Consider the following 13,561-nt stretch of genomic DNA (forward strand, 5'->3'; position numbering starts at 1 on the left):
TACATACATATGGCTTAACATTTAACATTAACATAAATATATGATTGTGTTACCCTTTTATTGTAATTTATACTTTTTATATGGACTTAAGCTTAAATGTTTTGAAAAATAATACCATGACGGATTGGAGAACGGGTTTGCAACCTTTAATGCCTGCACAGGCAAGGAATACCGCCCCCAACGGCTATGATATATACCCTCAACACGCATTAGCTGCCAACAAAATTTTTAATGGTTACGCGTCGTTTGCGGCGTGGATAACCGACCAGAAATTTGTAGCGCTTGATGGTTATGTAGGTGTATTTTGGGATGATGTTAGGCAGGGTCTGGAAGACGAGTTTGTGAAAACCGGCACCAAAGTTACCTGGTTAAACGCCGCCGACAGCCTTAAGCCCGTTGCCGAAGTACAGGAAATGGTTAACCCCTACATTGGCCAGCCAAACACCGTTTGGGGTACCAAAGCGCAACTTAAACTGGCGGATTTTTTCAATTTTGAAGCTCCGTATACTGCCGCCGAAGGTGTTACCATCGCCTACGGCGTAGGCTCGAGCCTGAACGCGCCGGACGCTCATTTAGCTTATTTTGATCTGCCAAAAAACGAATTACAATTACGTATGCGCGCTAATAGCATTACCAACCTGGGTAACGATACTACCGACGCCAATGCCGAAATGTACAAACGCTACTACTTTGTTGATTGGGTAGTTTTAAACGAATACAAACAACAGGTACTGGATAAAATTGAAGTTATTGCCGATACCCAATGGAAAGACAACATCAACTGGATGTACGGTGCCGACCTGCGTGCCGGTTTACAGCATTTAGGTAAAGGTGCTTTCCGTGTGCGCCCATGGTTTGAAGCCGGTGCCTGGGGCGGCCAATGGATGAAGGAACGTATTGAAGGCCTGAACAAAGACGAGATCAACCTGGCCTGGTCGTTTGAGCTGATCGTGCCGGAAAATGGTTTGGTTTTCGAGAGCGATAAAAACCTGCTGGAAGTATCTTTTGATTTCCTGATGTTCAGCCAGAACCAAAACGTGTTGGGCAAACATGCCGATCGTTTTGGTTATGAATTCCCTATCCGTTTCGACTTTTTAGATACCTGGCAAGGTGGCAACCTGTCTATCCAGTGCCATCCATCGCTAAAATACATACAGGAAAACTTTGGCGAAACCATTACCCAGGACGAAACCTATTACATTTTAGATTGCGAGAAAGACGCGACAGTATACTTAGGTTTCCAGGACGATATCAACCCCGAAGAATTTAGAAAAGAGCTGGAAAACAGCCAGGAGAACAGCGAAGAGATTGAGATCACCAAATACGTGCAGTCATTCACCGCAAAAAAACACGACCTATTCCTGATCCCTAATGGAACAGTGCACAGTGCCGGTGCAGGTAATTTGGTGTTAGAGATCAGCGCTACGCCATACATTTTCACCTTTAAAATGTACGATTGGGTGCGCCTCGGCCTTGACGGCGAGCCACGCGCCATCAACATTGAACATGCTTTCAATAACCTGAAATTCGACCGCAAAGGCGATAAGGTAACCGAGGAACTGATATCAAAACAAAGCGTGATTGAAACCGGTGCGGATTACCAGATAGTGCACTGCCCTACCCACGCGGATCATTTCTACGATGTAGAACGTATTGAATTTGACAGCACAGTTGAAGTGCAAACTAACGGCTCAGTCCATGTGCTTATGCTTGTTGAAGGCTCAACAATCACGGTAGAAACGGCCGACGGCGAGAAAACCAACTTCAGCTACGCTGAAACATTTGTGATACCTGCCGCGGCAAACTCGTATAAAATTTACAACAACGGCTCAACACATGCCAAAGTTGTTAAAGCATTCCTAAAAGCATAGACCTATTATGATCTCTTTATTAAAAAAATCATTGCTCGTGCCGGGCCTCATCTGCGCTACGCTGATGGGTGCATCAGCACAGCAAACCAAAAAACAACCCGTTGATTACGCCGACCCGCTATTGGGTACGTCCGAGTCACGCTGGATGTTGACGCCTGCAGCTACCCGTCCGTTCGGTATGGTGCAGATCTCGCCGGACAACCAGGAAAACGTATGGAAATCGGGCTATGAATACTCGTTAAACAACGTTGGTGGCTTTAGCCATATCCATGCCTGGACCATGGCCGGGCTATCCGTAATGCCTACTGTGGGTGTTTTAAACGTGGTTAGAGGCAGTGCCGATAACCCAACCACCGGCTGGACAACCGGCTACCGCTCGCGCGTCTATAAAGAGACCGAGAAAGCCAGCCCGGGTTACTATGCCGTTAAATTAATGAACGGCGATATCACTACCGAGATTACCAGCACCACGCGTTCGGGTTTCTTTAGGTTTACCTTCCCTAAAAAGCGAGAAGCACATGTTTTGCTGAACCTGGACGTGCCGTTTGAAAACACCGCCGTTATACACGAGGCAACCATAACCAAAGTAAGCGATACCGAAATTGAGGGCTACTCTAAACAACAATGGGGCTGGCAAGAATATACCGTGCACTTTGTGGCGCGCTTTGATAAACCCTTCCGCGCGTTTGGTGGCTGGAAGGATAGCAAAGTGATCAAAGATGTGAAAGAGATCAGCGGCAAACCTTACAAAGAAAGCAAAAACCGCATGGGCGCCTATGTTGACTATGATGTAAAGGCCGGCGACGTGATCCAGATGCAAACCGCTATATCATTAGTAAGCATTGAGCAGGCAAGGCTGAACCTCATCACCGAGATGGATCCCTTTAAATGGAACTTTAACGCCGTACGCACCGATGCCCGCAACCAGTGGAACGCTTTGCTGGGCAAGATAAAAGTTGATGGTACTAACGAGATCAACAAAAAGAAATTCTACACTAATATGTACCGCTCGTACGTAGCGCGTACTACCTGGAGCGATGTTAATGGCAAATGGGTTGACCCGAACGAGAAGATCCGCCAGAACGACACCAAGTCCCCTATTTTAGGATCAGACGCTTTTTGGAACACCTTCTGGAACCTGAACCAGCTATGGACCCTGGTTACTCCTACCGTGGCCCGCGACTGGACAAATTCATTCCTTGAAATGTACAAAACCGGCGGCTGGTTGCCAAAAGGCCCTGCCGGGATGGAATATTCGGGTATTATGGAAGGCTCGCATGAGATATCGCTCATTGCCAGCACCTACCAAAAAGGCATCCGCGATTTTGATGCGAATCTGGCTTTTGAGGCTATGATGCACCAGCAAACTACACCGGGTGTTAAAACGCCTGAAGGTGGTTTTGCAGGCAATAAATATTACAAATCATACCTGGAATTGGGTTATGTGCCTAACGAAGAGGGCCAGGTATCAAACACCTTAGAGTATGCTTATGATGATTGGTGCGTGGCACAATTTGCCAAAGCATTAGGCAAAACCAAAGAGTACGATATGATGATGAAACGTGCCGGTGCCTACAAAAACGTGTGGGACCCGCAAACCAAATACATTCGCATGAAAAACCGCGATGGCAGCTGGGTGAAGGATTGGAACCCGCTTTGCTGCACCGCCTTTGATGGTGCCGGTTATTTAGAAGGTAACGCCTGGCAATACAGCTTCTTTAACCCGCATGATGTGCAGGGCATATTAAACCTGATGGGTAAAGACGAGTTTAACAAACGCCTGGATGAAGGTTTCGTTAAATCATCGCAGTTTGATTTTAATGCCGATGGCGATATGTACGACTTAGTGCCTATTAACCACGGTAACCAGCCCAACATGCAGGCCGCATGGTTGTTCAACTACTCGGGCAAGCCCTGGTTAACCCAGAAATGGACCCGCGAGATCATGAACAAATACTATGGCGCTACCCCATACCACGGCTGGTTAGGCGATGAGGACGAGGGCCAGATGGGTGCCTGGTATGTGATGTCAGCAATGGGTTTATTTGAGACAGATGGCGGCGCTTCTACCAAACCGTTCTATGAGATCGGTAGCCCTATTTTCCCAAAAACGACCATCACGTTAGATAACAAATACTACAAAGGCAAAACCTTCACTATCGAAGCTAAAAACACTTCGGATGTGAACAGGTATATTCAGTCGGCTACGTTTAATGGCAAACCGTTAACCAAGCCGTGGATCTATCACCAGGATGTAGTTAACGGCGGTAATTTGGTATTGGTGATGGGACCAAAACCGAACATGAACTGGGGCAGCAAGCCTGCAGACGCGCCGCCGTCAATGTCGGCACCAACCAAATAATTTTAAACCAATTATTAAGAATTTAGATTATGACGAATGAAAAAAAGATCAGCCTAACAACCATAACCATGGTGGCCTCGCTTGGCGGGTTCCTGTTTGGTTTTGATATGGCTGTAATATCGGGCGTGTTGCCGTTTGTAAAAACGCAGTTCGCGCTAAGCGCCGCGCAGGAAGGCTGGTTTGTATCGGTAGCCCTGGTGGGTTGTATCATCGGCGTAGCCTTTTCAGGTGAACTGAGCGACCGCTTAGGCCGTAAAAAGCCTTTACTAATATCCGCCATATTATTCCTGGTATCGGCCTTGGGTTGTGCTTTGGTGCCTTCTTTAGAGCTGGTTATCGTATCGCGCCTGTTGGGTGGTATCGGCATTGGTATCGCCAGTAACGTGGTGCCTTTGTATATTTCCGAGATCGCGCCGGCTAATATTCGTGGTCGCTTGGTTACTTATTACCAGTTTGCCTTAACGTTTGGCATTTTGGTGGCTTATTTAACCAACGCCTGGCTGGTAAATTATGCTACCGGCGCAGCCGAAGGCAGTCTGTTCAAAGCCGAAATATGGCGCGCTATGCTGGGCTTAGGCGCGGTACCTGCGGTGCTGTTCCTGGCGGGATTGTTTATTGTGCCCGAAAGCCCGAGATGGCTCATCCAAAAAGGCCGCCGCCAGGAAGGTGCAGATATTCTTTCACGCATTGAGGGCCATCAAACATCCGAAGAAAAAACCATCGACGACGCACCGCAAAGCCAGGGTTCGTACAAAGAACTCTTCGCCCCCGGCATGCGTAAAGCTTTGCTGATTGGTATTTTGTTACCGCTGTTCTCACAGTTTAGCGGCATTAACGCTATTATTTATTACGGTCCGAGTATTTTGAGCAATGCCGGTATCTCGTTAAGTAACTCCTTAATAAGCCAAATCATCTTCGGCGCAGCCAATATGTTGTTTACCCTGGTGGCCATATGGAAGGTTGACAGCTGGGGCCGTCGCCCGTTATATTTATGGGGAACTGCCGGCGCTACCGTTACCTTGATAGCAACCGGTTTATGCTTCCATTTTGGTGCTACACAAAGCATTTGGCTGCTGGTTTGTGTGTTGGGCTTTTTAGCCTTCTTCGCTTTCTCTATCGGTCCGTTGAAATTTGTGGTAGCTTCCGAGATCTTCCCGAATGCGATTCGTGGTCGCGCACTAGCCATCAGTATCATGACCATGTGGGTGGCCGATACTATTGTTGGTCAGCTTACGCCGATGTTGCTGGATAATGTTCATGGCATTGGCACGGCAGGTACTTTCTTCCTGTTCGCGTTCTTCTGCGTGATCGCATTCATCACTGTTTACAAACTGTTGCCCGAAACCAAAGGACAATCATTAGAGCATATTGAGAATTACTGGAAATCAAAAGGCATGGACGCTTCAAAGCAAGAGGCCGGCGATTCGCCATTAACGCTACACTAAAAACATCAGCTATGCTAAAAACATTCAAACGCCCCTTTTTAGGGGCTTTATTTTCTGTCGCTACGCTAACCGCCGCCGCGCAAACAACAGCGCCCGATCTGACTAAATTTGTAGACCCCGGCATCGGCACCGCGCATTCGCGCTGGTTCTTTTATACGCCGGGCGCTTCACCGTTCGGTATGGCAAAACCTGCACCATCAACCAATGGCAGCTACGGTAATGCCCATGGGTGGGACGCGGTTGGTTATGACCATCGTCATACTTCGATAGAAGGCTTTGCTAACCTACACGAGTTCCAGGTAGGTGGTATTGTATTTGCCCCTATTACCGGCAAGCTGCAAACCGTTCCGGGTCGTTTAGAGCATTCGGATGAGGGGTATCGTTCTGAGTTTGACCGTAAGGACGAACACGCGACCGCGGGCTATTATTCCGTTTTACTAAAAGAGTACGGCATTAAAGCTGAACTCACCTCTACCCCACGCGTGGCTTTCCACCGCTATACTTTCCCAAAATCAACCGAATCGCACATCCTGTTCGACATCGGCAATAAACAAGGCGAAAGCGGCGAGGTAAAAGAAGCCGAAGCACACCTAACCGCCGATGGCCGCATTGAGGGCTACGTGATTACCAAACCGGTTTACGTATTAAAATATCAGCCGGGCGCGCAGGTTGCCATGTATTTTTCGGCCGTGGTAAATAAAAAGCCTACGGCGTTTGGCACTTTCAAAGGAACTGACGTTAAAGCAGGCGAAAAAGACGTTACCGGCAAAGGTTCGGGCATCTATCTAACCTTTACAACTGCCGAAAAAGAGAGCATCACCATTAAAGCCGGCTTCTCGTACACCTCGGTAGCCAATGCCCGTTTAAACCTGCAAACCGAGGCCCCTGCAATGACCTTCGACCAGGCCAAAACCAAGGCACATAACATTTGGAACGAGTACCTGGGTCGTATTACCGTGCAAGGTGGCAAGCAGGAAGATATGGTGAAGTTTTACACCGGTTTGTACCACGCTATTTTAGGCCGTGGTTTGGCTAGTGATGTTAACGGTGCTTATCCAAAAAACGACGGCACCATTGGTCAGATCGCTTTAGATAAAGCGAAACACCCTATCCATAATCATTATAACACCGATGCTATTTGGGGCGGTTTCTGGAACCTTACCCAGCTTTGGGCCCTGGCCTACCCCGAGTATTATTCGGATTGGGTAAAGAGCCAGCTATTGGTTTATAAAGACGCGGGCTGGCTGGGCGATGGTATTGCCAACAGCGCCTACGTATCGGGCGTGGGCACTAACTTTGTAAGTCTGGCCATAGCGAGCGCTTACACTACCGGGATCCGCGATTTTGATATTAAAACAGGCTATGCCGCAGCGCTAAAAAATGAGTTGGACGGTAAGGACCGCCCGGCAGGTGCTGGCAAGCTTGATGTAGAGCGTTTTGTAGCCAACGGCTTTGTGCCCCACCAGGATAAAGGCGAAGGCGGCGGCGAGCGCTGGCAGTATTCGGCTTCGCATACTTTAGAGTATTCGTTCAGCAGCTACGCGGTGGCGCAATGGGCCAAATTATTGGGTAAAACCGATGATTACAATAAGCTCATCAAGCTATCAAAGGGCTGGGAGTATCTGTTTGACGATAACCTGAAGCTTATCCACCCAAAAACTATCGACGGCAAATTTATCGACAATTTTAAACCAAGCGAAAGCTGGCGCGGTTTTCAGGAAGGTAATGCTTTGCAATACACCTTCTACGTGCCGCAATACCCGGAGGCATTGGTGGCCCGCATGGGTAAGGATAACTTTAACACCCGCCTGAACAACATCTTCACCGGCGCGCAGAAAAACTCTTTCGGCGGTGGTAAAAAAATAGATGCTTTTGCCGGTCTGGAAGCTGATTACAACCACGGTAACCAACCCAACCTGCATATTTCCTGGATGTTTAACCACTCGGGCAAACCATCGCTTACGCAAAAATGGGTACGCACCATTTGCAACGAGTTTTATGGCACCGAGGGTATCCACGGCTACGGCTACGGTCAGGATGAAGACCAGGGACAACTGGGCGCCTGGTACGTAATATCAAGCATTGGTTTGTTTGACGTGAAGGGCTTGACCGATGCTAAGCCGAGCATGGGCATTGGTAGTCCGCTGTTTAAAAAGGTGACTATCAAGCTGAGCAAGAAATATTACCACGGCGGCAACTTTGTTATTAACGCTGCTAACGAGAGCGATGCCAACATGTACGTAAAAAGCTTAAGCCTTAACGGCAAAGCGCTGCACACACCGTTTATCCCTTTTACCGATATTGTAAAAGGCGGCAAGCTTAATTTGCAGATGAGCGCCGCGCCTACCGATAAATACTAAGATCGTCTTTTTTATGTTTATGGAGAGCCTCGCGTGAGCGGGGCTTTTTTTGTTTCCTCCCGATATGTCATTTCGACCAACGGGAGAAATCTATACACACGCTAAGTAACGGGTTTCATATCTGTGTATAGATCTCTCACTATCGTTCGAGATGACATGGTAATTTGTAGCTTATAAATGAATATATTTGATAGCAACATAGCCTTATTAAGTTCATGAACCGTTTCCTTTACTTGATTCTTATAGCAATTAGCTTGGTATGCTGTAAGCCTAATAACCCACACACTAACACGGAGTGGAAACTTCAGAATGGATACGTACCTAATGAAAAAACTGCAATCAAAATTACACTAGCAGTGGCTGATAATATTTACGGAGAGGGTGCCTGTGAAAATGAAAAACCATTTAAGGCTACGTTAAAAAACGATTCTGTTTGGGTAGTAGAAGGAACACATGTAGAAGCTTTAGGCGGCGTGTTATATATGGAGCTACAAAAAAGCGATGGTAAAATATTGCGGGTGATCCACGGTAAGTAAACGAACACAAATTTTAACAATGATGTCAAGAATCGTATATTTATTATTCATCGGATTAATAACAATTGTCCTGTATTTCTTATCCGTATTTTGGATTTTCAGTTTCCTGACCTTATCGCCGGCTCAACCATTCCCGATAAGTTCGTTCATAATAGTCAGTTTATTAATACTATCTTTAATCATTTTAGGTGTCTATTTTATTATTCGATTTGCGAAGAGCTTTTTCTAGTCGCTCCCCCACTAGTCGAAGCTTCTAGCTTCGTCCTAAAATGTGTTAAGCTTGTAGCTTTAACCTACCTATTCAAAATTACGCGGCACCTACGGAGCCGCTTTATGGTGATATTTTATTTCCTATAAACACGTAGCCCCGATAGGGCTGTTATTGGCTTAAATTAGCTAAACTGAGGCTTCGTTAGGAGCCACGTGTTTATAGCACCAACATGGATTTTTTTATAGACTCCGTAGGAGTCATGTATTAACCGCCTTATTTTGTTGAAATATACCGCTGTCCGAAGTTTGTAACTTCGGACGACTATGCCAGTAGTTTGCAACTACTGTGCACGATCCATACATTTGAAAAAACCCAAACCAAATGGCACGCAAAGGCTACATTATACACGATCAACAAGCGATTTACTACATGACCTTTACCATTGTTGGTTGGATAGATGTATTTTCCAGGCTAGCTTATCGTGATATGTTTATCGAATCGCTTAAATATTGCCAGCAACATAAGGGCTTGCATTTACACGCTTATGTGATAATGACTAACCATGTTCATTTGATTGTTTCTGTAGATGAGGGCAAAAGTATCAGCGACTTTGTTCGCGATTGCAAAAAGTTTACATCGAAACAAATACTGGCTGATATTGAAAGCAATAATTATGAAAGCCGACGCGAGTGGATGTTACATCAGTTTAAATATTATGCGTCGCGACATAGCCGAAATGATACCTATCAATTATGGGAACACGATAATCATTTTGTTGAATTAAGTTCGTCTGCTTTTACGCAGCAAAAGATTGACTACATTCATGATAATCCGGTAAAGGCAGGCTGGGTTTACAAGGCCGAAGATTATGTTTATTCGAGCGCATCAAACTATGCTGACATTGATCAGATTATTGATGTGGATTGTTTGTTCTTTTAAGTGCCGGTAGTCTAAAGACTACGGGCATAGTCGTCCGAAGTTACAAACTTCGGACAGCGACGGGCGATGCAATCGCATTTCCCATATTAAGCGCTCGTTTCAAACGAGCGCAAGTCTTATTTTTTGCGCCAAAATGTGCGCCACTTTACACATCGCCAAAACTATAATTTAAATAAAACCCTAATAATCAAATACTTGAATATAAAACAAGGTGCGCCGCATTGCGCCGCTTTTTCACACAAAATACTAACAATCAACATATTAGCAAAAATCAGTGCGCCACTTGCGCCACTTTAAAAGTGGCGCACCCTCACGGTCCCGCTTACGCTCATTTACAACGAGCGCTTAACGTGTTCAGCGTCTGTGACGCGACGGGCGATTCGTCTCAAGCAACACAATTCATCTCAATCACACACGCATTTGGTGTATTGCACAGATTTTACCTAATATTACGCCATGAAAACTCTTCTGAAACCAATTGCAGCCCTTGTACTTGTGGGCTGTAGCATTATGGCTAAGGCGCAGGACAGACTGCCGGCTTACCCGCTCATCACCCACAACCCTTATTTCAGCATATGGAGCAATACCGATAAGCTGACCGAATCTGTTACCAAACACTGGACAGGCACCCCGCAATCCCTCATTGGTATTGTTAAGGTTGATAACAAGTTTTATCGCTTTATGGGCAAACCTGCTACCCAATATAAAACCGTATTAGCGGCCAGCGACGAAACCAAATACAGCGCGGCCTACACCCAAGCCGCCCCTGCCGAAGGTTGGGAAAAACCGGGCTTTAACGATGCCGAATGGAAAACCGGCGCCGCCCCGTTTGGCGACGAGCGTGCCAAAGGCGGTACCAACTGGCGCCGCGGCGACCTGTGGACCCGTCGCAAATTCACTTTAACAGAGTTGCCTAAAGAGCAGTTATCGCTTAAACTATTCAATGATGATAACATCGAAGTATTCATCAATGGCGAGAAGGTATTCAACAAAACCGGCTGGAACGACAACTATGATATGTTTGAGCTGAACGGCAAGGGTAACCTTAAAGTTGGTGAGAACGTAATGGCCATCCACATTAAAAACACCGCTGGCGGTAGTATTTTGGATGCCGGTTTGGTAGAGAAAGTGATCGACAAATCAGTTGACGCTTTAGAGACTGCCGAGCAGACCAACGTTAAAGTTAGTGCTACGCAAACTACGTATAGCTTCAAAGCGGGTTCGGTTAATTTGAAAGTTAGCTTTACTTCGCCATTGCTAATGAATGATATGGCCGTGTTTGCTACCCCGGTATCCTACATCACCTACAAAGCCCAGGCTAATGATGGTAAAAAACATAACGTTAGCATTTACCAGGGTGTAAGCAGCGCCATTGCCAGCAACACGCCGACACAGGAAGTTACGGCATCGGTATACGCTAAAAACGGCCTATGGATAGCTAAAACCGGCACCACCGAACAACCTGTATTAAAGAAACGTGGCGACAACCTGCGTATCGACTGGGGTTACGGTTACGTAGCCGCCCCGGCATCATCGGGCATTAAACAATACACCAGCACTGCTATTGATGCGGTATCATCATTTGTAAACGGCAAATACACCGGTGCTGCCAAAGATGGCAAAGAACTGGTGTTGAACACCGTATTGCCACTAGGTCCGGTAGGTGCAGCCACCATCAGCAAATATGTAATGGTGGGTTATGATGATATCTGGTCAATCCAATACTTTGGTACCAACCTGCGCCCATGGTGGCGTGATACTGCCGGCGCAACCATCGAAGGCGAATTGGCCAAAGCCAGCAAAAATTACGCTGTGGTATTGGCTAAATGCGCGGCGGTTGATGCGAAGATATACCAGGATGCTTTCAAATCGGGTGGCGAGCAATATGCTAAACTGTGCGTATTCTCCTACCGTCAAAGCATCTCAGCACACCAGTTGGTTAAAAGCCCGCAGGGCGATCTGTTGTGGTTATCAAAAGAGAATTTCAGCAACGGGTCTATCAATACGGTTGACGTTACCTACCCATCGGCCCCACTATACTTATTGTATAACCCTAACCTGATGGCGGGTATGTTGAACGGTATTTTTTATTACAGCGAAAGCGGTAAATGGACCAAACCATTCGCGGCGCATGATCTGGGTACTTATCCTTTAGCAAATGGCCAAACCTACGGCGAGGATATGCCTGTTGAAGAGTGCGGTAACATGGTGGTACTGACAGCCGCTATCGTTAAAGCACAGAAAAATCCGGCTTACGCCAAACAACATTGGAAAACCCTAACTACCTGGACCAACTACCTGGTTGAGGCAGGCCTTGACCCGGGTAACCAGTTATGTACTGATGACTTTGCCGGTCACCTGGCGCATAATGCCAACCTATCGGTTAAAGCTATCGCGGGTATAGGTGCCTATGCACTAATGGCTAAGCAATTAGGCGATACCAAAACTTTTGAAAAATACGACGCCATTGCCAAAGACTATGCTAAAAAATGGATGGCTATGGACGATGCCGGCGACCACTATGCTTTAGTGTTCGACAATAAAAATACCTGGAGCCAGAAGTATAACATGGTTTGGGATAAAGTACTGCACTTAGGTTTGTTCCCGCAATCAGTTTATGAAAAGGAACTGGCTTTCTACATGAAGCATCAAAACGAATACGGCCTGCCTTTGGATAGCCGTAAAACCTACACCAAATCCGACTGGATCATGTGGACCGCAGCCATGAGCGACAAGAAATCAGATTTCGACGCGTTGTTGAAACCGGTTTTCAAATACGTTGAAGAAACCCCAACCCGCGTACCACTAAGCGACTGGCACGAAACTACCAACGGTAAACAGGTAGGTTTCCAGGCCCGCAGCGTTGTTGGCGGCTACTGGATGAAGGTACTGAGAGATAAGAATTAATTTTTAGCTTACGCTAACAGAAAGCCCCGCCATTAGCGGGGCTTTTGTTTTTTTGTTATGTTTGATAAGCACTAAAACCAATTATGAAAAAGATAGTCCTGGCCCTGGTGGCCATCATCCTGTTATCCGCATTTATCGACCATCAGGAACTAACCTGGATGGCTATTGGCGATTCCATCACCTATCATAATAATAAAGTGAGCGATACCAAGGGCCGGGTACTTACCGGTTATATGGACAAAGTGGTTAAAAAGCTTCCCTATGTAACGTATGCCAATCACGGTCATCCGGGCTGGACGGTTAAGGGCATTGCAGATTATGTTAACAAGCTGGGTTTGGTGAAGGCAGACTTATATACAATTTTTTTGGGGACCAACGACTGGTGGGTGGGTTTACCTATTGGTACGCTAAACGATTACCAACACAATACAGGCAATAACACCGCTTATGGCTCGTACCGCACCATCGTTAACAAAATACGCGAGCTGAACCCGGAGGCTCACATCATCCTTATCACACCACTACAACGTACAGATTTTGTCGATCTTAACAATCAGCGCAGCATCATCTACGGACAATACAAAGAAAAGAACGGCAACTACCTGAGCGATTATGCCGACGCTATAAAGACTATTGCCAAAGCCGAAGGTTTTGAACTGGTGGACCTATACTACAAAAGTGGAATCAACTTAAAAAACGCCGTTAAATACAAACGGCTTAAAGATCCCGCCACCGGCGAATACCGCAACTATAAATACCCGGATTACATCGGCGTTCCCTTCAATCCTGAAACCGATGAATATCCTTATCCGGCTGAAGCAATGGATATGACTTATGACGGCTTACACCCATCAGACAAAGGGCACGGCATTATAGCCGATATGCTGGTTAAAATAATGAAGAAGTATTAGCGGATTGTGGTGGCCGATC

The 13,561-nt window shown here is 46.4% G+C and carries 8 protein-coding genes; all 8 read left to right on the forward strand.

Features of this window, described 5'->3' with window-relative positions; genetic code table 11:
- Positions 1-80 precede the first annotated feature (80 nt).
- The 8 genes from AC59JT_RS12300 (at position 81) to AC59JT_RS12335 (ending at position 13,542) form a co-directional block, all read left to right on the forward strand.
- Positions 81-1,871 carry a class I mannose-6-phosphate isomerase gene (locus AC59JT_RS12300; RefSeq protein WP_497399200.1) on the forward strand — a complete coding sequence of 597 codons (1,791 nt, stop codon included), beginning with the start codon at positions 81-83 and terminating at the stop codon, positions 1,869-1,871.
- Between the two features lie 7 nt (positions 1,872-1,878).
- On the forward strand, positions 1,879-4,233 hold the full coding sequence (locus tag AC59JT_RS12305) for a GH92 family glycosyl hydrolase (protein WP_497399202.1): 2,355 nt from the start codon (positions 1,879-1,881) through the stop codon (positions 4,231-4,233).
- A gap of 29 nt (positions 4,234-4,262) precedes the next feature.
- Positions 4,263-5,678, forward strand: a complete 1,416-nt coding sequence (locus AC59JT_RS12310; protein ID WP_497399204.1) for a sugar porter family MFS transporter — start codon at positions 4,263-4,265, stop codon at positions 5,676-5,678.
- Positions 5,679-5,689: 11 nt separating this feature from the next.
- Positions 5,690-8,038 (forward strand): GH92 family glycosyl hydrolase, encoded by a 2,349-nt coding sequence (locus tag AC59JT_RS12315; protein ID WP_497399206.1) that lies wholly within the window; start codon positions 5,690-5,692, stop codon positions 8,036-8,038.
- 215 nt (positions 8,039-8,253) lie between these two features.
- The gene (locus tag AC59JT_RS12320; protein WP_497399208.1) at positions 8,254-8,574 is read left to right on the forward strand and encodes a YbbC/YhhH family protein; all 321 of its coding nucleotides are present in this window, start codon (positions 8,254-8,256) and stop codon (positions 8,572-8,574) included.
- A gap of 592 nt (positions 8,575-9,166) precedes the next feature.
- Positions 9,167-9,724, forward strand: coding sequence for an REP-associated tyrosine transposase (locus AC59JT_RS12325; RefSeq protein ID WP_497399210.1), 558 nt, complete (start codon positions 9,167-9,169; stop codon positions 9,722-9,724).
- A gap of 456 nt (positions 9,725-10,180) precedes the next feature.
- Complete coding sequence (locus AC59JT_RS12330; RefSeq protein ID WP_497399212.1) at positions 10,181-12,631, forward strand: glutaminase family protein; 2,451 nt, start codon at positions 10,181-10,183, stop codon at positions 12,629-12,631.
- A gap of 83 nt (positions 12,632-12,714) precedes the next feature.
- Entirely contained in the window at positions 12,715-13,542 is an 828-nt protein-coding gene (locus AC59JT_RS12335) for an SGNH/GDSL hydrolase family protein (protein WP_497399214.1), read from the forward strand.
- The last annotated feature ends 19 nt before the right edge of the window (positions 13,543-13,561 follow it).

This window comes from Mucilaginibacter sp. A3364, from assembly GCF_059690715.1.